Origin of the sequence: Pseudomonas aeruginosa (genome assembly GCF_001457615.1) — a bacterium.
Classification (GTDB): Bacteria; Pseudomonadota; Gammaproteobacteria; order Pseudomonadales; family Pseudomonadaceae; genus Pseudomonas; species Pseudomonas aeruginosa.
In genome coordinates, this window is record NZ_LN831024.1 from 5,519,045 (window position 1) to 5,537,612 (window position 18,568).

The following is an 18,568-nucleotide window of genomic DNA, read 5'->3' on the forward strand; positions in this document are numbered from 1 at the left end:
CGAGGGCCTGCGTTCCAATGTTGGCAAGCACCGCTCAACCACAAGGAGTCACAGCATGTACAAGCAGTCACTGGCGGCACTGTTCGTGATGGCAACCCTGGCCGGCTGCGCGTCGACCAAGGTGCAGAACCCGGTCAACTACATCACCTTCCGCAACGAACCGCTGGTCAAGGATGTCGAGAAAGGCATGAGCCAGCAGGAAGTCCTGCGCATCGGCGGCACGCCTTCCGGCACCCAGAAGCGCCTGATGAAACCGGGGAGCTGCAACAGCTACATCCTCAACAAGGACGGCCAGCAGCAGCCGTTCTACGTCAGTTTCGACGGCAGCGGCAAGGTCGACGGCTCGGGCTTCCTGAGCTGCTCCGAGCTGGACCGCCACGAGCGCGACGCCCGCCCCTGACGGCTCGACGCCCCGCTTCCTTACGGAGGCGGGGCGTCTGCGTTCAGGCCCGGGACAGGGCCTCGATCAGTTCGGCCTTGCGCATCGTCGAACGACCGCGGATGTCGCGCTTGCGCGCCAGCTGCATCAATTCCTCGCGGGTCATCTCGCTCACCGAGGTACTGCCTTGACGTTTGCCACGGCTCGCCGAGCCGCGGTTGGCCGGTCTCCCTGAGCGGGCCTGGGCGGCGCGATGGGCCGAGTCCTTGCGGTCGGCGCGCTTGGCCGTCTCGCTCTTGGCGCGGCCGGAACCGCCCTTGCGCTCGCCGCCGCCGGACTGCTTGTTCACCGTCGCCCAGGCGCGCGCCTCGGCTTCCGATTCGCTCACACCCTTGGCCTTGTAGCTCTCCTCGATGTGCTCGGCCTTGCGCTGCTGCTTGTCGCTGTACTTGCTCTTGTCGCCACGGGGCATGGGGATATCTCCCTTTGCGATGGGTTCACTGTTGGGACCGGGAGGCGACGGCGGACGTTCAGAGAAAGTGCGCACCGGCACAAACCCCTTGACCTTGCCCCAGGGGCAATCCGTAGTCTGCCGGTATCCCGCAGCAGGAACCGGAAATGCTCACCATCGGCCAACTGGCGCGAATCTTCGAGATCTCCACCAAGACGCTTCGCCACTACGATGCCATCGGCCTGTTCGTCCCCGCGCGCACCGGTAGCGACAACGGCTACCGCTACTACCAGCCGGAACAGATCGAGCAGCTCTCGCGCATACTCGCGCTGCGCCGGCTGGACGTTCCGCTGGAAGCCATCGACCGCCTGAAACGCGATGGCGCGCTGGACGACCCGCAACGCCTGCGGCATTTCCTGCAACGACACCAGCACACCCTGCGCGAAGAGATCAGCGCCCGCCAGCGCCTGCTGGCGGAACTCGACCGAACCCTGGCGACGCTCGCCCACTGGAGGATCCGCAACATGCATGCACGAATCGTCGAACGTCCCGCCTTCAGCGTGGTGGGCATGGAATACTTCGGCAGCGCCCCCGGCGACACCATCGGCCAGCTCTGGGAACGCTTCATCCCGCGCGAGCACGAGATCGCCGGCAAGCACGATCCCGAGGTCTCCTATGGCATCTGCGCGCAGCAGCCCAACGGCGAATTCCACTACGTCGCCGGCTTCGAGGTGCAGGAGGGCTGGCCGGTGCCGGAGGGCATGGTGCGCTTCCAGGTGCCGGCGCAGAAGTACGCGGTGTTCACCCACAAGGGCACGGCGCCGCAGATCGCCGAGAGCTTCCAGGCGATCTACAGCCACCTGCTCGCCGAACGCGGCCTGGAGCCCAAGGCGGGGGTCGACTTCGAATACTACGACCAGCGTTTCCGCGGACCGCTGGATCCGAACTCGCAAGTCGACCTGTATATCCCCATCTACTGAATCAGCGCTTGCCGGCCGGCACCTTGGCTGGCAAGCGCATGCGCTGCAGCAGCGCGGTGCACTGGTTGTCGTCGCTTTTGCTCGGCGCCACCAGCGCCAGCAGGCTGGCCGCCGGGCCCACCGCCACGCCGAGGGCGATCATTCCCGCGCCGCGCGCCACCAGCGGCCCGGCGTGGACCCCGGCGTCGGGCTTGGCGAAGGTGCCGCGCACGTACAGCGGCGAGCGCAGCGAGAAGATCCGCAGGCCCTTGCTGTGCGGGGTGACATCGAGGTCGAGCTTCTCGTTGGCGAAGTTCACCGTGCCGTCGACGTTGACCAGCGCGTTCTCGGTGTCGAAGACGAACAGCCGGCTGGTCATCAGGCCCTTCTGCAGGCCGAAGTCGGCGGCCGCGCAGTTGATCTTCACCTCGTCGTCGCCGAACAGCTTGGTCACCAGGTAGTTTCCGACATTGAGGCCGGCGATTTCGGTCAGGCCTTTGCTGATCGCACCGTCGTTGATCAGCATCTTCAGTTCGCCATCGGCGCCACCGAGGATCTTCGCCACCGAATTGCCGCTGCCGCTGAGACTGGCGTCGCCGTTCAGCTCGCCGAAGCTGGTCTGCATCGGCGCGAAGCCGGGGAACAACTGTTTCAGCTTGAAGCCCCGCGCGCTCATCTTCACTCGGCTCTGCATCGGCTGCTTGCCGCCGTCGAGGCGAATGTCCGACTCCAGCTTGCCGCCGGCCACGCCGAAGCGCAGGGGCTCCAGGCGCAGCAGGCCGTCGTTGAGCACCAGATGGGTATAGAGGTCGCTGATCGGCAACTGGTCGCTGTGGACGATACGCTTGCCGGTGAATTCCACGTCGGCGTCCATGTCGCGCCAGCGCTCGGTACGGAATTCCTCCACCGGCAGCACCTTGTCGCCCGGCTGGCGGCTGGTCTGCCCGCGCTTCTGTTTTTCGGCATTGCTGTCGGCGCCGATCAGCGGGCCGAGGTCGGCGAAGCGCAGTTGCTCGGAGGTCAGCTTGCCGGACAGCTTCGGCCTAGGCTGGCGAGCGACGAAGGTCAGGCTGCCGTGCAGGTCGCTGGCGCCGACCTTGCCGTTGAAGTTCTCGTAGCGGAACAGTGCGCCGCCCTCCTCCTTGAGCCGCGCCAGCAGGTGTCCGTCGGTGGAGTAGGCCGGAGTGTCCGGCAGGGTGATGCCGGTCAGCGGATAGAGATTGGCCATGCTGGTCCCGGACAGCTTCAGGCGCAGGTCGAGGGCGCCGAGGTTGAGCGGGTCGGTCAGGGTGCCGACCACCGCGGCACGGGTGCTGCCGGCACTGACCTCGGCCTGTAGCGGGAAGGGCTTGCTCGCATCCTGCAACGCCAGCATCCCGCCGACCTTGCCCGAGCCGGCCAGAGCCTGGCCCTTGTAGGTGCCCTTGACCTTCCAGCCGAACACATAGTCCTGGGCGTTCGCCGCATCGCCCGTGGCCAGCGCCTTGCCGGCCAACTGACCGAACGGCACCGGCTTGCCGAGCGGGTCGACCAGCACTTCCAGACGGGTCTTCAAACGCTGGTCGTCGAGGCTGACGCTACCCTTGTCGAAACCGATCTCGCGGATGTCCAGTTGCCAGGCGGACGGCTCGTCGCTGTCGCTGGCAGGCAGGTCGAAATCCCAATTGGCGCGGCCGTCGGCCAGGCGCAGGAGCTCGGCGCGCGGCTGGGTCAGCTTGATCTGTGGAATGCGGATGGTCTGCCAGAGCAACGGCAACGGCGCGAGGCGGAATTCGATGCGTTCCAGGCTGGCGAACTCGCTCGCCTTGGTCTTGCCCGCCGTCCACTCCGGGTTGCCGAGGGTGATGTCCTCGGCGCTGAAGCGCGGCCAGGGGATCCAGGCGCGCCAGCCTTCCTCGCCCTCCTCGCGGCGCCAGGCCACGGCGAGGTTGCCGTTGATGGCGAACGGGCGGTTCAGCGCCGCCGAGACCTTTTCGTTGAGGGTGGGCTTGATCAGGTTCCAGTCGAAGGTGGCGATGAACACCACCAACGCCGCCAGCAGCAGGACCAGGCTGGCGAGGCTCCAGGTCAGGATCTTTCGGCCGCGCGTCATGCACAACTCCTTTTCGCCGCGTCGGTTGTCGGGCAGGCGCGGCAGCGCGCCTCGCTCAGCCCGTCAGTGTGCAGGCTGGCCCATGGACTCGCCAGCGCGAATACGCCGGCCCGTTCCGTTAGGACCGGCGAAACGCCGGCATTGCTCCCCGTCCCACGCATTTCAGGCAAAAGGCCAGTTCGGCGGCGGGTCGATAAAACTTTTTCGACCGCGTGGGACTCACACCTTAGGTAAGCAGAAAAAGCCGGCCGCAGAGCCGGCCCTTTTCACCGGATCAGCCTCAAGGAGAAAACCGATGACCACCGTTCAACTGACGGACGTCCAGACCCTTCGCGACCGTGCCCGCAAGAACATCCAGGAAGGCGCGGTCACCGAAGGCTATTCGGCCGATCGCCAGACCGTCCTGCGCCTGCTCAACGAAGCGCTCGCCACCGAGCTGGTCTGCTTCCTGCGCTACAAGCGCCACTACTTCATGGCCACCGGCCTTAAGGCGAGCATCGCCGCCGCCGAGTTCCTCGAGCACGCCAACCAGGAAATGCAGCATGCCGACCAGTTGGCCGAGCGCATCATGCAACTGGGCGGCGAGCCGGACTTCAATCCGCGCGGCCTGGAGGAGCGCTCCCATGCCGAATACGTCGAAGGCAAGACCCTGAAGGACATGGTCACCGAGAACCTGATCGCCGAGCGCATCGCCATCGACAGCTATCGCGAGATCATCACCTACCTCGGTAACGACGACCCCACCACCCGACGCATTTTCGAGGAAATCCTGGCCCAGGAAGAAGAACACGCGGACGACATGGCCGACATCCTCGACGACCTCGCCTGACTCCAGAGCAAGACCCGTCCGAGAGCCGGCGCCCGCAGCGCCGGCTTTTCTTTTCGCCTTATTTATCCAATTTATCGATTAAATAGAGAAAAGCTAACTATCCTTTAAGAAATCTTCGACATCACAAAAATAATCAACTAACTTACTGATAAATAATAAGAAAATGCATAATCACCCATATCGATAGACACTATCATCGCACTTCGTTTTTAAATCGACTTATCCGAACTGAAAATGACTCCAACGCAATCGACAACCCACTCGGAGTCACCGTCATGAAAGCTTCCCTGATCCTCGGCCTCGCCCTCGCCACCCTGACCGCCAACGCCGCCTTCGCCGCCGACGGCTCCAGCCGCACCATCGACCGGCTGCACCAGGACATGTCCAGCGTCGAACTGCGCATCGCCGACAACGGCAGCGAGCAGACCATCGACCGCCTGCACAAGGACATGACCAAAGCCGAAGCCCGCCTGGCCGACAACGGCAGCGAGCAGACCGTCGACCGCCTGCACAAGGACATGACCAAGGCCGAAGCCCGCCTGGCCGACAACGGCAGCGAACAGACCGTGGACCGCCTGCATCGCAGCATGAGCCGTTTCGACCTGCGCACCGCCTGACCGCTCGCTACGCCGCAAGGCGCGAGAAAAGCCCGGCTCGATGCCGGGCTTTCCTATTTTCCCATCCCTGTCGCGCTGGGCGCATGGCCCGAGGCAAGCCGCACTCTCCCGCCTCAGACTCCGCTGAACCAGTTGTAGCCCTGGTCCTCCCAGTAACCTCCGGGATTGCTGTTGCTGACGAAGATCTCCACCACGTGCTTGGCGTTCTTGAAGCCGAGCTTGGTGGGAATCCGCAGGCGCAGCGGATAGCCGTTCTCCTCCGGCAGCGCCTGCCCGGACATCTCCAGCGCCAGCAGGGTCTGCGGATGCAGCGCGCTGGGCATGTCGAGGCTGGAGTAGTAGCGGTCGGCGCACTTGAAGCCAACGTACTTCGCCGAGGTGTCGGCGCCGACCAGCTCCAGGAAGGTGCGCAGCGGCACTCCGCTCCACTGGCCGATCGCGCTCCAGCCCTCGATGCAGATCAGTTGCGTGACCTGGCTGGCCTGCGGCAGCCGGCGCAGTTGCTCCAGGCTCCAGGGGCGCTTGTCGCGGACCCGCCCGGAAACCTGCAGGCGGTATTCCGGCAGGTCGATCTCCGGCACGTTGTAGGCCGGGTAGAACGCGTTGAAGGGGAACGGCGAGGCCACCTGCGACGGATCGAAGGTCGGCGCCAGCCGCGTACGGCTGAACAGCCAGGCCTGGACCCGGTCGTTCCAGCGCGACATGGCCCAGAGTACCTTGTCGACCGAATCGCCATCCTGTAGCCGGCACCCCGAGAGCATCGCCAGGGCGCCCAGGGACAGGCCGCCGCGCAACAGCAGGCGGCGTTGCAAATCGACCATCTGCCGCTCGCTGGACGGGTCGACCGCGATCTTCGCGCGCTTCTTCTCCGGCCCCTTCATCCTTCGCTCCTCCGTCCGCGCCGCCACTCGCGTCCGATGATCATCGGCAGCAGGGTGCGCGGCACCAACAGCACCAGCAGCAGGTGCACGACGACGAACCCGACGACCCCGGCCATGGCCAGGAAATGCACCCAGCGCGCACCCTGGAAGCCACCGAACAGCGCGGTCAGCCCGTGCAGTTGCACCGGTTTCCAGATCGCCAGCCCGGACAGCACCAGCAGCGCACCGAGCCCCAGGACCAGCCAGTACAGCAGGCGCTGCACCGCGTTGTAGCGGCCCGGCTCATGGACCAGGCGCAGGCCGAGGGCGAGGCGCAGGTCGCGCCAGACGCCGGCCGCGCTCAAAGGCAGGAAGTCGCGACGAAAATGCCCGCTGGACAGTCCGTGGGCGAGGTAGCACAGGCCGTTGCCGAGCAGCAGCCACATGGCGGCGAGATGCCAGGCGATGGAACCGCCGAGCCAGCCGCCGAGGGTCGCCCAGGCGGGAAAACGGAAATCCAGCAGCGGCGAAGCGTTGTAGATGCCCCAGCCGCTGCCGATCAGGCAGGCCATGGCATAGGCATTGAGCCAGTGGCAGAGTCTCACCGGCCAGGCGTGCAACGCACGGTTCATGGCTTTTCTCCAAGGAAACCCGGCCGGGACGGACGCGCCGTCCCGGCGAAACCTCACATCGGCGGGGTCACGCCGTCCTTGCCGACCGAGATGGCCAGGGCGGTGAGGCTGCCGTCGGCGCCCTTCTGCGGGAACAGCACGACCTTGGCGCCACGCTTGAGCAGGCTGCGCTCGCCCGGCTCCAGGCTGACGATGGGCACGTCGTCCGGCACCACCACGGTCTTCTCGCCATCGCCGTATTTCACGGTCATGCGCCGGCCCTGGCTGACCACCAGGTTGCCGACCGTACCGTTGGTCATGGTCGAGGCGCTGCCATCGGCATTCTCCCAGGGCCGGTGGCCTTCGCCGCTGCCGCGCAGGCTGGGGGCGAAGACATGCACCTCGAGGGCCTTCAGGGTGCCGTCGGGCTGCGGCACGGCGGCGGTGCCGATGAAGCTGTCGGGCTGGATGTCCTCCGGCTTCGCCAGCGACACGGCGCGGATCGCGGTCTTGTCGGTGAGCCTGACCGTCAGTTGCTGGCCGTTGCGGGCCTTCAGTTGCAGGTGGTCGTCGGCGGCCTGCTGGATGGTGCCGCGCAGCGGCTGCAGCATGCCCGCAGGCGGTTGCGCGGCGAAGCTGGCGGCACTGGCCAGGAGCAGGCCGAAGAACAGCGCGGGGGAAGCCTTGAGTCGAAGCATCGGTCGATCCTCGGTGGGGTTGAGCCTCGATGGTCGCCCCGCCGGCGGTACCCGGAGATGACTTTCGCATGACAAAAATGTCACCGAATCCGCGCCGCGCGCTGGCTAGAATGGCGGCGAACGAGGGGGAACGAGACATGCGCATCCTGGTGATCGAAGACGATACGAAGACCGGCGAGTACCTGAAGAAGGGCCTCGGCGAGTCGGGCTATGCGGTCGACTGGTCGCAGCACGGCGCCGACGGTCTCTACCTGGCGCTGGAGAACCGCTACGACCTGGTGGTCCTCGACGTGATGCTGCCCGGCCTGGACGGTTGGCAGATCATGGAAGTGCTGCGCAAGAAGCACGATGTGCCGGTGCTCTTCCTCACCGCCCGCGACCAGCTGCAAGACCGTATCCGCGGCCTCGAACTGGGTGCCGACGACTACCTGGTGAAACCCTTCTCCTTCACCGAGTTGCTGCTGCGTATCCGTACCCTGCTGCGCCGCGGCGTGGTCCGCGAGGCAGAGCAGGTGCAACTGGCCGATCTGCAGCTGGACGTGCTGCGGCGCAAGGTCAGCCGCCAGGGGCAGGTGATCGCCCTGACCAACAAGGAGTTCGCCCTCCTGCACCTGCTGATGCGCCGCGAGGGCGAGGTGCTGTCGCGCACCCTGATCGCCTCGGAGGTCTGGGACATGAACTTCGACAGCGACACCAACGTCGTCGACGTGGCGATCAAGCGCCTGCGCGCCAAGGTCGACAATCCCTTCCCGAACAAGCTGATCCATACCGTGCGCGGCATCGGTTACGTCTGCGAGGAGCGCCCGTGCCCGCCCGCCGCTCCCTGACCCTCTACGCGGCGCTGCTGTTCGCCGCGGTGGCGGCGCTGGTGGTCAGCGCGGTCGGCTTCTACCTGTACCGCTCGGTGGAAGAGGCGATGCTGCGGCGCAGCGACGTGATGGTCGCCGGCCGGGTCGAGCACTTCCGCAACCTGCTGCGCGACAACCTCACCCTGGCCGAGCTGAAGGCGCGCCCGCGTCTGTTCGAGAACATGCTCGGCAACGAGCAGGACATCCTGCTCCTCGGTCAGCCCGGCGAGGCGCCGATCGTCGCGGTCAACCCGCGCCACGAACGCCTGCCGTCGCTACGGGTGGTCGCCGCCGGCCAGGCGTTGAATCCGTCCGTCGTGCACGCCGCGCTGACCCACGACGGCATCCCGATGCGCGTGCTCGCCGCCGAGGTCCTGGTCGGCGGCCGCGAGCCGTTGCAGATCACCGCCGCGCACCTGCTGCTGGGCGAGACGCGGATGCTCGCCCAGTACCGCGACCGGGTCATCGCCGCCGTGCTGCTGGCGTTCCTCGGCACCGCCCTGCTCGGCTGGCTGGTCCTGCGCCACGGCCTGCGCCCGCTGCGCACGCTGGCGGCGAAGGCGGCGGAGATCCATCCGACCAGCCTGGATACCCGCCTCGACGTCGCCGCCGCGCCTGCCGAGTTGCAGCAGGTGGCACAGTCGTTCAACGCCATGCTCGAACGCCTCGACGACGGCTACCAGCGCCTGCAGCAGTTCTCCGCCGACCTCGCCCATGAGATCCGCACGCCCATCGGTTCGCTGATGGGCCACGGCCAGGTGGCCCTGCGCCAGCCGCGCAGCAACGAGGAGTACCAGGCGCTGATCGCCTCCAACCAGGAAGAGCTGGAGCGCATCGCGCGGATGGTCGAGAGCATCCTGTTCCTCGCTCGCGCCGACGACGTGCGGGCAGCGGTGGAGCGCAGCCGCCTGGACCTGGGCGAAGAACTGCGGCGCCAGGCGGAGTATTTCGAAGGGCTGGCCGAGGAACGTGGGCTGAGCCTCGACATCCAGGTCAGCGGCCAGCTACGCGCCGATCCGCAACTGTTCCGCCGGGCGCTGAGCAACCTGCTGGCCAACGCCATCCGCTACGCCAGCGCCGACAGCCTGATCGAAGTGCGCGGCCTGCGCCGCTCGGGGGAATTCCTGCTGAGCGTGGAGAACGCCTGCGACAGGCTGCCGGCCGAGCCGCTGTCGCGCCTGTTCGACCGCTTCTACCGTGGCGACGCCGCGCGCAGCGACGCCCAGTCCAGCGGTCTCGGCCTGGCCATCGCCCAGGCGATCATGCGCCTGCACGGCGGCCGCGCCGAAGCGAGTGCACCGGCTCCGGGACGCATCCGCTTCGACCTGGCGTTCCCGGCTCAGGACTGAGCGGGTTTCTCGCCGGCGTCCGGCTCGCCGTCGGAGCGGCCGATATTCGCCGGCGCCTCCACCACCAGCTCCTCCGGCACTTCCTCGACGCGCGGGTCGAGGGTGGCGGCCATCGGGCTGACCGTGTCCGGCATCGCCACGTGTTGCAGCGGCGCCTCGTCGACCCGGTGTTCGCCGGTGACGCGCTTGGGCTGCACCCAGAACACCAGCAGCACCGCGTAGCCGGACACCAGCATGTAGAACAGTCCCGGACCGAAGTGGCGCATCAGCGCGCCGGCCACCAGCGGACCGATACAGGCGCCGACCCCGTAGGTGGTCAGGAGCATCGCCGACAACGCGACCCGGCGCGGCTGCTCGACGTGGTCGTTGGCCAGCGCCACCGCCAGCGGATAAAGGGTGAACAGCAGCATGCCGGTAACGAACCCGTTGGCCAGCAGCAACCAGTACGGCAGCGTCACCAGCCCCCACATCGGGATCGAGGCCAGGCACAGCAGCACCGCATTGCCGCGGATCAGCCAACTGCGGTCGAGGCGGTCGGACAGCCAGCCCAGCGGCCACTGCGCACAGAAGCCGGCGACGATGCACATGCCGACGAAGAAACTCGATTGCGAGGCATCCAGGCCGTTGCGGTTGGCGTAGACCGGCGCCAGGCCGTAGAAGGCGCCGACCATCAGGCCGGCGATGAAGATGGTGCCCAGCGCCTGCGGCACGCGCTGCCAGAAGAAACGCACTTCCAGCGGCGCGGCGACCAGCTTGGCCGGGTGCACGCGCCGGGTCATGGCCAGCGGGATCAGGCACGAGGCGAAGCAGATGGCGACCAGCAGCAGCGGCTTGTAGTCGAGGGTCGGGCTCAGCGCCAGCAGGCCCTGGCCGAGCACCAGGCCAAGGTCGACGGCGACCATGTAGCCGGCGAACACCTTGCCGCGCTGGTGGCTCTCGGCCTGCTCGTTGAGCCAGCTCTCGATCACCATGTACTGGTTCATCATCACCGCGCCGGTGATGAAGCGCAGCAGCAGCCAGACTTCCAGCTGATCGACCAGGGCATGCAGCAGCACGGTCACGGTGGCAATCCCGGCGCAAGCCACGTAGGAACGGATATGGCCGAAGCTGGCGATCAGCTTGTGTCCGAATTTTCCACCGCAGACCAGGCCGAAATAGTAGGACGCCATCAGCCCGCCGACCCACAGGTCGCCTGCGCCTTCCTGGGTCAGGCGCAGGCCGATGTAGGTGGTGAACAGGCCGGAGCCGGCCAGCATGAGCAGGGTGGCGGTGTAGAGCGCGGGAAAGGTGACGAGCGGGCTGAACATGACGGTTCCTGGACGGACGGGCCCCACGGCCGGCATCCGCCGAGCATTGTTAGATTCGGGAAGGATCGACGCTGCTGGCCGATCGCGGGCGCAGGCCGTCCTGCGTTCGGCGAGACTCCGACGCCACGCGGCGGCCGGAAGCCACGTCGCGGTGCACAGGGCGGCATTATCCCCGCTCCGGAGCGGCCCCGCCACGGGCGCCGCGAGCGTTCCGTCGGCTCAGCCGCGCCCCGCCGGGAGGGGCTCGCGCGGCGGCAGCCGATATACCCAGATGCGCCGCAAGACAGTGAGGAATTGCCGTCCCAGGCGTCCGCTGTTGTAGGTCTGCCCGTAGCGCCGGGCGATTTCGCGGACCTCGCGGGACAACGCGGCGTAGCGACGCGCCGGCAGGTCCGGGTAGAGGTGGTGCTCGATCTGGTGGCTGAGGTTGCCGGTCAGGATGTGGAACAGCGGCCCGCCCTCCAGGTTGCTGGAGCCGCGCAACTGGCGCAGGTACCAGTGGCCACGGGTCTCTCCCTCCAGCACCGAGGGCGGGAAGACCACCGCCTTCTCGGTGAAGTGGCCGCAGAAGATCACCGTGAAGGTCCACAGGTTGCGCAGCACGTTGGCCAGCAGGTTACCGACGAACACCGCGCCGAAGCCGCCGGCGAACAGGCCGAGAAGCGGGAACAGCAGGTAGTCCTTGGTCCACTGGCGACCCAGCTTGGCACGCAGGCGGCGTAGCAGCGGCATGAGTTCGGCCTTGTCCAGGCGCCCCTTGGCGTACTTGTCCAGGCGCAGATGCTGGATCGCCACCGCGTACTGGAACAGCAGCGCCTGCAGCGTCACCCACAGCGGTTGCCAGCGGTAGAACGGCTTCCAGCGCTGCTCCGGGAACAGGCGCACGACCCCATAGCCGACGTCGTCGTCCTTGCCCAGCACGTTGGTGTAGGTGTGGTGGATATGGTTGTGGGTGTGCCGCCAGAAGTCGGACGGCCCGGCGATGTCCCACTCGTAGGCGCGGCCGGCGAATTCCGGATCGTTCATCCAGTCGTACTGGCCGTGCATGACGTTGTGGCCCAGCTCCATGTTCTCGAGGATCTTGCCCAGGCCGAGAAGCAGGCTGCCGAGCAGCCAGGTCGGCGGCAGCCAGCCGAACATCAGCAGCGCCCTGCCGCTCCAGCAGCAGACGCGCACCGCCGCGCGGACCCGGCGGATGTAGCGCGCGTCGTCCGCGCCGAGATCGGCCAGGGTACGCAGGCGCAGGGCATCGAGTTCGGCGCCGAAGGCCGCCAGTTGTTCCGGGGTCAGTTCGCGGTCGTCGCGCATCGCAGGGCTCGCAGGTCGGTTCACAGGTCCAGCGCCAGGTCGCCGTGGGCGGCGCTGACGCAGAGGCGGATAGGCTGGCCGGGCTCGCTGCACAGCGCGCCGCTGCGCAGGTCGCGCACGCAGCCGCTGAGCAGGACGCAGGTGCAACTGGCGCAGATGCCCTGGCGGCAACCGTGGGCCGGGCGCAGGCCGTGGGCCTCGGCCTGTTCCAGCAGGCTGGCGGCGCTGTCGCCGGAGACTTCCCGCTGCGACCGGGCGAAGCGCAGGCGCACTTCGCGCGGCGCCTCCCCGCTGCGCCAGCGCGGGACGCTGAAGGATTCCGTCTGCAAGCCGGCGAAGCGTGCCCCCAGTTGCTCGCCCACCGCCTCGACGAAAGCCGCCGGCCCGCAGGCCAGGGCCTGGCTGCGCGCCAGGTCGGCTGCCCAGCCGTCCAGGTGGCGCGGCTGGAAATGCCCCTCCAGGCAGCCATCGGCCCGCGCCCCGCGGGTCAGGCTCCAGCGCAACTCCAGGTTCGGGTGGCGCGCCGACAGCGCCTCCAGCTCGCCGAGCCAGGCGCGCTGGCCGGGATGACGGACGTAGTGCAGCCACAGCACGGGACCGCGATAGCCGTTCTCCAGCGCCTCGCGGAGCAGGCCGAGCAAGGGCGTCAGGCCGCTGCCGGCGGCCAGCAGGCAGACCGCCTCGGCCTGCATCGGCCAGCGCAGATCGCCTTGCGCGGGTTGCAACTCGACACGCTGGCCGACCGCCAGGTGTTCGCACAACCAGGGCGAGAGCAGCCCGTCCGGGTGACGCTTGACGGCGATTTCCAGGCGCTCGCCGACCACCCGGGTCAGGCTGTAGCTGCGCCCGACCCGCACCCCGTCGCGCTCCGCCAGCAGCTGGATGTGCTGGCCCGGCCGCGCCGGCGGCCAGCCGGGGGCGGTACGCAGGGCCAGGGCGAGCATATCGTCGGCCACCCAGTAGCGTGCCTCGACCCGCGCATAGTGGCGGTTCAACGACGCCAGCGGATGGGCGTGGCGCAGCAGGCCGTCGACATCGGCCTCACGCAGCCAGCCACGGGCGGCGAGACGGCGCAGGGGTGCGAGCAAAGGGGTCAGGAGCGCGAGGGGAAGCAAGGCCATGGAAAATATTTCAGTGAACGATCGTTCACAAAACTTTGCCCGTTCCGCGCAATCGAGTCAACAAGCGTTCACTGATGTATCCTTCGACCGCTGCCGTCCCCGGTTCGACCGGGTCGCAGGGCTTTTGCTACAGTCGCCGGTCCGCCAAAGGAAGCCGTATGTCCTCACCCCGCGCCGAACAGAAACAGCAGACCCGCCACGCGCTGATGAGCGCCGCGCGCCACCTGATGGAAAGCGGGCGCGGCTTCGGCAGCCTCAGCCTGCGCGAAGTGACGCGCGCCGCCGGCATCGTCCCGGCCGGCTTCTACCGGCACTTCAGCGACATGGACCAGCTCGGCCTGGCGCTGGTCGCCGAAGTCGACGAGACCTTCCGCGCCACCCTGCGCGCGGTGCGCCGCAACGAGTTCGAACTGGGCGGGCTGATCGACGCCTCGGTGCGCATCTTCCTCGACGCGGTCGGCGCCAACCGCTCGCAGTTCCTCTTCCTCGCCCGCGAGCAATACGGCGGCTCGTTGCCGATCCGCCAGGCCATCGCCAGCCTGCGCCAGCGCATCACCGACGATCTGGCCGCCGACCTGGCGCTGCTGAACAAGATGCCGCACCTCGACGGCGCGGCCCTCGACGTGTTCGCCGACCTGGTGGTGAAGACCGTCTTCGCCACCCTTCCGGAGCTGATCGACCCACCCGCCGCCGATCTGCCGCCGCACCTGATGCCGGCCGCGAAGATCACCCACCAGCTGCGTTTCATCATGATCGGCGGCAAGCACTGGCACGGCCTGCCCGGCTGACCCCGCACCTCCCCAGCGGACCTCCGGCTCGGCGTTCGTCCGCGGACTAGACGCGCGCGCACCTTTCCGGTGCGGCAAAAAAGTCGTTGCGCACCAACCTGGCGCGCTGCAATATTTTGTTACATCCCTATGGCCCCGTTTTCCCGGTACAGGCGTCCCGCATCGACCTGGCAAGGCCCTTGCTGGTGCTTGTTGTGATCCCTTTCCTGTCGCATTGCGGAAACTGCCCATGCTGGTCATCCACCAACGCCTGCCCGCCCGCTCGCCCCGCTGGGACGAAGAACTCCACCTGACCTACGAGGCGCGCAGCAAGAGCCGCCTGCGCTGCTTCGCGGCGAGCGGCGAGGAGGTCGGCCTGTTCCTCGAGCGCGGCCAGCCTCCGCTGGCCGACGGCGACTGCCTGGAGGCCCGCGACGGTCGCCTGGTGCGGGTCGTCGCCCGCTCCGAACGTCTGCTCCACGTCACCTGCGCCAGCCCGCTGGAACTGACCCGAGCCGCCTACCACCTGGGCAACCGTCACGTCGCCCTGCAGGTCGGCGACGGCTGGCTGCGCCTGCTCGACGACTACGTGCTGAAAGCCATGCTCGAACAGCTCGGCGCCACGGTGGAGGCCATCGAGGCGCCGTTCCAGCCGGAGCACGGTGCCTACGGCGGAGGCCACCACCACTCGCACCATGGCGAGGCGGAGTTCAACTACGCGCCGCGCCTGCACCAGTTCGGCGTGCGCCGGTGAACAGCATCTGGGCGCGCCTGCGCCTGGCCAGCTCGCAGTTGCCGATCGGCGGATACAGCTATTCCCAGGGCCTGGAGGCGGCCCTCGACAATGGCTGGGTGCGCGACGCCGAGAGCGCGCGGACCTGGCTGGTCGACCAGTTGCAACTGAACCTGGCGCGCTTCGAGGCGCCGCTGCTGGCCGGCCTGCTGCGCGCCGCGCTGATCGGCGACTGGGCCGCCTGCGATGCGGCCAGCGAACGCCATAGGGCCAGCCGCGAGACCCGCGAGCTGGCCCAGGAGAGCCGGCAGATGGGCTTTTCCCTGCACCAATTGCTGGAAGCCCTGCCCGAGCTCGACGCTCCCGGCCGCGCCTGGCTGGCGCGCCAGGACCCGCCCAATCTCGCCGCCGCCTGGGCGATGGCCGCGCGCGCCTGGCGCCTGGACGCCGAGGAGGCGCTGAGTGCCTGGTTCTGGAGCTGGCTGGAAAACCAGTTGGCGGTGCTGATGAAAACCCTGCCGCTCGGCCAACTGGCCGCGCAGAAACTTGCTTCCAGCCTACTGCCGGAACTCGACCGCGCCTGCGCCGAGGCGCTGCGGCGGCCCGCCGTCGAGGGCAGCGCCGCGTTCGGTCTGGCGCTGGCCAGCATGACCCACGAAACCCAGTACAGCCGTCTGTTCCGTTCCTAGGAGAAACCCCATGACATCCCAACCCCTGCGTGTCGGCATCGGCGGTCCGGTGGGCTCCGGCAAGACCGCCCTGACCCTGGCCCTGTGTCGCGAACTGCGCGAGCGCTACAACCTCGCGGTGGTCACCAACGACATCTATACCCAGGAAGACGCGGAGTTCCTGGTGCGCAACGAGGCCCTCGCCCCCGAGCGGATCATCGGCGTGGAAACCGGCGGCTGCCCGCACACGGCGATCCGCGAGGACGCCTCGATCAACCTGGAGGCGGTGGACCAGCTCAACCGGCGCTTCCCCGGCCTCGAACTGATCCTGGTGGAATCCGGCGGCGACAACCTGTCGGCCACCTTCAGCCCCGAGCTGTCCGACCTGACCCTCTACGTGATCGACGTTTCCGCCGGCGACAAGATCCCGCGCAAGGGCGGCCCCGGCATCTGCAAGTCGGACCTGCTGGTGATCAACAAGATCGACCTGGCGCCGCTGGTCGGCGCCTCCCTCGATGTGATGGACCGGGACGCCCGGCGCATGCGCGGCGACAAGCCGTTCGTGTTCAGCAACCAGAAGACCGGCCAGGGGCTGGACGAAATCATCGCCTTCATCGAGCGCCAGGGCCTGCTGACCGCCGCCTGACGCCACTTCGCAACGACAAGGAACCGCCAATGAAACTGCCCAAGCTGCTCGCCGCCCTCGCCCTGCTCGCCGCTCCGGCGCTGGCCTTCGCCCACCCCGGCCACGGCGAACACGGCCTGGTCGCCGGCCTCGCCCATCCGCTCACCGGCCTCGACCACCTGCTGGCGATGTTCGCCGTCGGCCTCTGGGCCGCCCAGCAACAGGGAGCCGCGCGCCTCGCCCTGCCCTGCACCTTCGTCGGCACCATGCTGGTCGGCGGGCTGCTCGGCTTCGAGGGCCTGCAACTGCCGTTCATGGAGACCGGCATCGCCGCCTCGGTGCTCGCCCTCGGCCTCTGCGTGGCCCTCGCCGTGCGCCCGCCGCTGCCGCTGGCGATGGCCGCCACCGCGCTGTTCGCCCTGGCCCACGGGGTCGCCCACGGCCTGGAGCTGCCGGACCTCTCCAGCCCCTGGCTGTACGCGCTCGGTTTCGTCGCCGCCACCGCCGCGCTGCACGCCGCCGGCTACGCGCTGGTGCGCTTCCTGCCGCAGGCGGCCGCGCCCCTGGTACGTCTCGCCGGGCTGGCCTCGGCGGGCGCCGGGGTCTGGTTGCTGGCCGGCTGAGCCGCCGCGCCTCCCCTCAGCGCCTGATCAGCACCCGTCGGCCTTGGTGCACGAGGCGCAGGCCATGGGTCTGCGCCAGCATCGCCAGGGCCAGCGGCAGGTCGTCGACGGGAAAGGTGCCGGAGACCCGAAGCGGGTCCAGCGACGGCTCGCACTCGATGCTCTCGCCGCCGTAGCGCATCAGTTCTCCCGCCCACTGCCGCAGCGGCATGTCGTCGGCCACCAGCAGGCCCTGGCGCCAGGCCAGCGCGGCCTCGCTGGCGGACTCGACGGGGCCGATCCGCTGGCGATCGAAGCGCACCCGCTGGCCAGCCTCGATCACCCGGCCATCCGCCGCGCTCGCGGCGCCCTCCGGACGCACCTGGACCGCGCCTTCGTACACCGCCAGCACTGTCTCTGCGCCCTCGCGTCGGACGCTGAAGGCGGTACCCAGCGCGCGCATCAGGCCCTGTTCGGTCCGCACCAGGAACGGCCGCGGCGGCTCGCGCCGATCCGCCGCGGTGCGGAGGTAGATCTCTCCGCGATACAGGCGCAGCAGGCGCTGGCCGGCGTCGTAGCGCACGTCCAGCGCGCTGTCGGTGTTCATCTCGACCTGGCTGCCGTCCTCCAGCACCAGGTCGCGCCGCTCGCCGACGGCAGTGAGGTAGTCGGCGCCGAAGCCGTCGCGCCAGACCTGCGCGCGCCATCCCCACCAGACCAGCGGTGCGCCGCCGAGCAGCAGGGCGAGGCCGCGCAGGACCGCGCGCCGGCCGCTGCCGGACGGACGCTCGAGCGCACGCCGGGCCAGCGCCGGCGGCAGCGAACCGATATTCGCCAGCAGACGCTCGGCGCGCCGCCAGGCGCGCTGGTGCTCGGGGCTGCGCGAGCGCCAGGACTCCAGCTCGGCCTGCTGCGCCGGAGCCAGCGGCCCCTCCTGCATCAGCAGCAGCCAGGAGGCGGTCTCCCTGAGCACCTGCGGGGCGATCGCCTCGGCGGCCGGCGGCCCGGAAAGCTCCGTATCGCCCGCCTGCGGCGCCCGGCGGGAAGCGCGGTCATTCATCGGGCATCAGGCTCAGGCAGGTCACGTAGGCCTGGTGGATGAACTTCTTCACCGTCGGCAGCGCGACGCCCAGCGCCTGGGCGATGTCCTTCTGCTTCATGCCGTCCAGCGTCGCCATCAGGAATGCCTGTTTCACCCGCGGGCGCAGGGTATCGAGCAGCGCGTCGATCTCGTGCAGGGTCTCGACGATCACGCTCTGTTGTTCCGGCGACGGCTGCAACGGCTCGGGCAGCGTGGCCAGGGCCTCCAGCCAGGCAAGTTCCAGCGATTGGCGACGGCGCCAACTGACCAGCACGCAGTTGGCGATACGGGTGAGATAGGCGCGCGGCTGACGGATCGCTTCACGCTGGCCGCCGTCGCGGCTGGCGAGAATGCGCAGGAAGGTGTCATGGGCCAGGTCGTCGGCCACGCCGCGTCCCCAGGAGCGGAGTTGGTAGGCCAGCCAGTTGCGCAGCCAGGCATGGTTTTCACGGTAGAGCGTGGCGACGCCGTCGCGGTCCGCGGACAGGCAGGAACTCGGCGCATTCATCGGAGGCGCATTCATCGGAATAGTCAGCTGGATTCAATCGCAAATGAAAACTATTATCACTAATTTTGCGTTGACCACAATGCCGGCGACCCTTTCCGTCCGGCCCGCCGAACCCGAAATATCCCTTTTCCGATCTCGTGCGACAGAGGGAATGA

21 protein-coding genes are annotated in these 18,568 nt (G+C 68.2%); 11 read left to right on the forward strand and 10 right to left on the reverse strand.

Annotation, left to right across the window (positions count from 1 at the left end):
* Positions 1-55 precede the first annotated feature (55 nt).
* Positions 56-400, forward strand: a complete 345-nt coding sequence (osmE, locus tag AT700_RS25425) for an osmotically-inducible lipoprotein OsmE (RefSeq protein WP_003095488.1) — start codon at positions 56-58, stop codon at positions 398-400.
* Between the two features lie 43 nt (positions 401-443).
* Here the strand turns inward: osmE and AT700_RS25430 are convergent, their stop codons facing one another.
* Complete coding sequence (locus AT700_RS25430) at positions 444-851, reverse strand: Rho termination factor N-terminal domain-containing protein (RefSeq protein WP_003095492.1); 408 nt, start codon at positions 849-851, stop codon at positions 444-446.
* Positions 852-997: 146 nt separating this feature from the next.
* Here AT700_RS25430 and brlR point away from each other — a divergent pair, with 146 nt between their 5' ends.
* On the forward strand, positions 998-1,810 hold the full coding sequence (gene brlR, locus AT700_RS25435) for a c-di-GMP-binding multidrug transporter transcriptional regulator BrlR (protein WP_003095496.1): 813 nt from the start codon (positions 998-1,000) through the stop codon (positions 1,808-1,810).
* Between the two features lies 1 nt (position 1,811).
* Here brlR and AT700_RS25440 read toward each other — a convergent pair whose 3' ends face one another.
* A complete protein-coding gene (locus tag AT700_RS25440; protein ID WP_048521704.1) occupies positions 1,812-3,881 on the reverse strand; it encodes an AsmA family protein in 2,070 nt (689 codons plus the stop codon).
* A gap of 295 nt (positions 3,882-4,176) precedes the next feature.
* Here AT700_RS25440 and AT700_RS25445 point away from each other — a divergent pair, with 295 nt between their 5' ends.
* Positions 4,177-4,710: a ferritin-like domain-containing protein gene (locus tag AT700_RS25445; RefSeq protein WP_003095503.1), complete on the forward strand. Its 534-nt coding sequence runs from the start codon at positions 4,177-4,179 to the stop codon at positions 4,708-4,710.
* A gap of 275 nt (positions 4,711-4,985) precedes the next feature.
* Positions 4,986-5,327, forward strand: a complete 342-nt coding sequence (locus tag AT700_RS25450) for a hypothetical protein (RefSeq protein WP_003095507.1) — start codon at positions 4,986-4,988, stop codon at positions 5,325-5,327.
* A gap of 113 nt (positions 5,328-5,440) precedes the next feature.
* On the opposite strand, the gene AT700_RS25455 is transcribed toward AT700_RS25450, so the two are convergent.
* From AT700_RS25455 to AT700_RS25465, 3 genes are read right to left on the reverse strand one after another with little or no spacing between them, the layout of a single operon-like run.
* Positions 5,441-6,208, reverse strand: a complete 768-nt coding sequence (locus tag AT700_RS25455; protein ID WP_003099511.1) for a molybdopterin-binding protein — start codon at positions 6,206-6,208, stop codon at positions 5,441-5,443.
* Positions 6,205-6,819, reverse strand: a complete 615-nt coding sequence (locus AT700_RS25460) for a cytochrome b/b6 domain-containing protein (RefSeq protein ID WP_031685076.1) — start codon at positions 6,817-6,819, stop codon at positions 6,205-6,207. The genes AT700_RS25455 and AT700_RS25460 overlap by 4 nt, the downstream gene beginning before the upstream one ends.
* Positions 6,820-6,872: 53 nt before the next feature.
* Positions 6,873-7,496 (reverse strand): hypothetical protein, encoded by a 624-nt coding sequence (locus AT700_RS25465; protein ID WP_031685079.1) that lies wholly within the window; start codon positions 7,494-7,496, stop codon positions 6,873-6,875.
* A 137-nt stretch (positions 7,497-7,633) separates the two neighbouring features.
* Here AT700_RS25465 and AT700_RS25470 point away from each other — a divergent pair, with 137 nt between their 5' ends.
* Positions 7,634-8,323, forward strand: a complete 690-nt coding sequence (locus AT700_RS25470; protein WP_003095515.1) for a heavy metal response regulator transcription factor — start codon at positions 7,634-7,636, stop codon at positions 8,321-8,323.
* Positions 8,302-9,693 carry a heavy metal sensor histidine kinase gene (locus tag AT700_RS25475; RefSeq protein WP_034055304.1) on the forward strand — a complete coding sequence of 464 codons (1,392 nt, stop codon included), beginning with the start codon at positions 8,302-8,304 and terminating at the stop codon, positions 9,691-9,693. Before AT700_RS25470 ends, AT700_RS25475 begins: the two co-directional genes overlap by 22 nt.
* On the opposite strand, the gene AT700_RS25480 is transcribed toward AT700_RS25475, so the two are convergent.
* From AT700_RS25480 to AT700_RS25490, 3 genes are all read right to left on the reverse strand, one after another.
* Entirely contained in the window at positions 9,684-11,000 is a 1,317-nt protein-coding gene (locus tag AT700_RS25480; protein ID WP_003095519.1) for an MFS transporter, read from the reverse strand. The two genes, AT700_RS25475 and AT700_RS25480, sit on opposite strands and share 10 nt — an antisense overlap.
* Before the next feature lie 219 nt (positions 11,001-11,219).
* Positions 11,220-12,332 (reverse strand): fatty acid desaturase DesB, encoded by a 1,113-nt coding sequence (gene desB, locus AT700_RS25485; RefSeq protein ID WP_003121132.1) that lies wholly within the window; start codon positions 12,330-12,332, stop codon positions 11,220-11,222.
* A complete protein-coding gene (locus tag AT700_RS25490; protein ID WP_014603346.1) occupies positions 12,329-13,429 on the reverse strand; it encodes a ferredoxin reductase in 1,101 nt (366 codons plus the stop codon). The genes desB and AT700_RS25490 overlap by 4 nt, the downstream gene beginning before the upstream one ends.
* A gap of 158 nt (positions 13,430-13,587) precedes the next feature.
* Between AT700_RS25490 and desT the strand changes: the two genes are divergently transcribed.
* The 5 genes from desT to AT700_RS25515 all read left to right on the forward strand — a co-directional run bounded on the left by desT (position 13,588) and on the right by AT700_RS25515 (position 16,845).
* Complete coding sequence (gene desT, locus AT700_RS25495) at positions 13,588-14,217, forward strand: TetR family transcriptional regulator DesT (RefSeq protein WP_003107570.1); 630 nt, start codon at positions 13,588-13,590, stop codon at positions 14,215-14,217.
* Between the two features lie 229 nt (positions 14,218-14,446).
* On the forward strand, positions 14,447-14,950 hold the full coding sequence (ureE, locus tag AT700_RS25500; protein ID WP_003095526.1) for an urease accessory protein UreE: 504 nt from the start codon (positions 14,447-14,449) through the stop codon (positions 14,948-14,950).
* Positions 14,947-15,618 (forward strand): urease accessory protein UreF, encoded by a 672-nt coding sequence (locus AT700_RS25505; RefSeq protein ID WP_003095528.1) that lies wholly within the window; start codon positions 14,947-14,949, stop codon positions 15,616-15,618. The genes ureE and AT700_RS25505 overlap by 4 nt, the downstream gene beginning before the upstream one ends.
* A gap of 10 nt (positions 15,619-15,628) precedes the next feature.
* The gene (gene ureG, locus AT700_RS25510; protein ID WP_003095530.1) at positions 15,629-16,243 is read left to right on the forward strand and encodes an urease accessory protein UreG; all 615 of its coding nucleotides are present in this window, start codon (positions 15,629-15,631) and stop codon (positions 16,241-16,243) included.
* A gap of 29 nt (positions 16,244-16,272) precedes the next feature.
* The gene (locus AT700_RS25515; RefSeq protein ID WP_003112304.1) at positions 16,273-16,845 is read left to right on the forward strand and encodes a HupE/UreJ family protein; all 573 of its coding nucleotides are present in this window, start codon (positions 16,273-16,275) and stop codon (positions 16,843-16,845) included.
* Positions 16,846-16,861: 16 nt separating this feature from the next.
* Here AT700_RS25515 and AT700_RS25520 read toward each other — a convergent pair whose 3' ends face one another.
* The gene (locus tag AT700_RS25520; protein WP_003112303.1) at positions 16,862-17,884 is read right to left on the reverse strand and encodes a FecR family protein; all 1,023 of its coding nucleotides are present in this window, start codon (positions 17,882-17,884) and stop codon (positions 16,862-16,864) included.
* Positions 17,877-18,413 (reverse strand): sigma-70 family RNA polymerase sigma factor, encoded by a 537-nt coding sequence (locus tag AT700_RS25525; protein ID WP_025297608.1) that lies wholly within the window; start codon positions 18,411-18,413, stop codon positions 17,877-17,879. Before AT700_RS25525 ends, AT700_RS25520 begins: the two co-directional genes overlap by 8 nt.
* Positions 18,414-18,568 lie beyond the last annotated feature (155 nt).

Bases quoted from the DNA above. Each gene is read 5' to 3' on its own strand.
- AT700_RS25470 (WP_003095515.1), top strand. From the start codon at position 7,634: ATGCGCATCCTGGTGATCGAAGACGATACGAAGACCGGCGAGTACCTG.
- AT700_RS25455 (WP_003099511.1), bottom strand. From the start codon at position 6,208: ATGAAGGGGCCGGAGAAGAAGCGCGCGAAGATCGCGGTCGACCCGTCC.
- AT700_RS25480 (WP_003095519.1), bottom strand. From the start codon at position 11,000: ATGTTCAGCCCGCTCGTCACCTTTCCCGCGCTCTACACCGCCACCCTG.
- AT700_RS25430 (WP_003095492.1), bottom strand. From the start codon at position 851: ATGCCCCGTGGCGACAAGAGCAAGTACAGCGACAAGCAGCAGCGCAAG.
- AT700_RS25525 (WP_025297608.1), bottom strand. From the start codon at position 18,413: ATGAATGCGCCGAGTTCCTGCCTGTCCGCGGACCGCGACGGCGTCGCC.
- brlR (WP_003095496.1), top strand. From the start codon at position 998: ATGCTCACCATCGGCCAACTGGCGCGAATCTTCGAGATCTCCACCAAG.
- AT700_RS25440 (WP_048521704.1), bottom strand. From the start codon at position 3,881: ATGACGCGCGGCCGAAAGATCCTGACCTGGAGCCTCGCCAGCCTGGTC.
- AT700_RS25490 (WP_014603346.1), bottom strand. From the start codon at position 13,429: ATGGCCTTGCTTCCCCTCGCGCTCCTGACCCCTTTGCTCGCACCCCTG.
- AT700_RS25520 (WP_003112303.1), bottom strand. From the start codon at position 17,884: ATGAATGACCGCGCTTCCCGCCGGGCGCCGCAGGCGGGCGATACGGAG.
- AT700_RS25515 (WP_003112304.1), top strand. From the start codon at position 16,273: ATGAAACTGCCCAAGCTGCTCGCCGCCCTCGCCCTGCTCGCCGCTCCG.
- AT700_RS25445 (WP_003095503.1), top strand. From the start codon at position 4,177: ATGACCACCGTTCAACTGACGGACGTCCAGACCCTTCGCGACCGTGCC.
- osmE (WP_003095488.1), top strand. From the start codon at position 56: ATGTACAAGCAGTCACTGGCGGCACTGTTCGTGATGGCAACCCTGGCC.
- AT700_RS25465 (WP_031685079.1), bottom strand. From the start codon at position 7,496: ATGCTTCGACTCAAGGCTTCCCCCGCGCTGTTCTTCGGCCTGCTCCTG.
- desT (WP_003107570.1), top strand. From the start codon at position 13,588: ATGTCCTCACCCCGCGCCGAACAGAAACAGCAGACCCGCCACGCGCTG.
- ureG (WP_003095530.1), top strand. From the start codon at position 15,629: ATGACATCCCAACCCCTGCGTGTCGGCATCGGCGGTCCGGTGGGCTCC.
- ureE (WP_003095526.1), top strand. From the start codon at position 14,447: ATGCTGGTCATCCACCAACGCCTGCCCGCCCGCTCGCCCCGCTGGGAC.
- AT700_RS25450 (WP_003095507.1), top strand. From the start codon at position 4,986: ATGAAAGCTTCCCTGATCCTCGGCCTCGCCCTCGCCACCCTGACCGCC.
- AT700_RS25460 (WP_031685076.1), bottom strand. From the start codon at position 6,819: ATGAACCGTGCGTTGCACGCCTGGCCGGTGAGACTCTGCCACTGGCTC.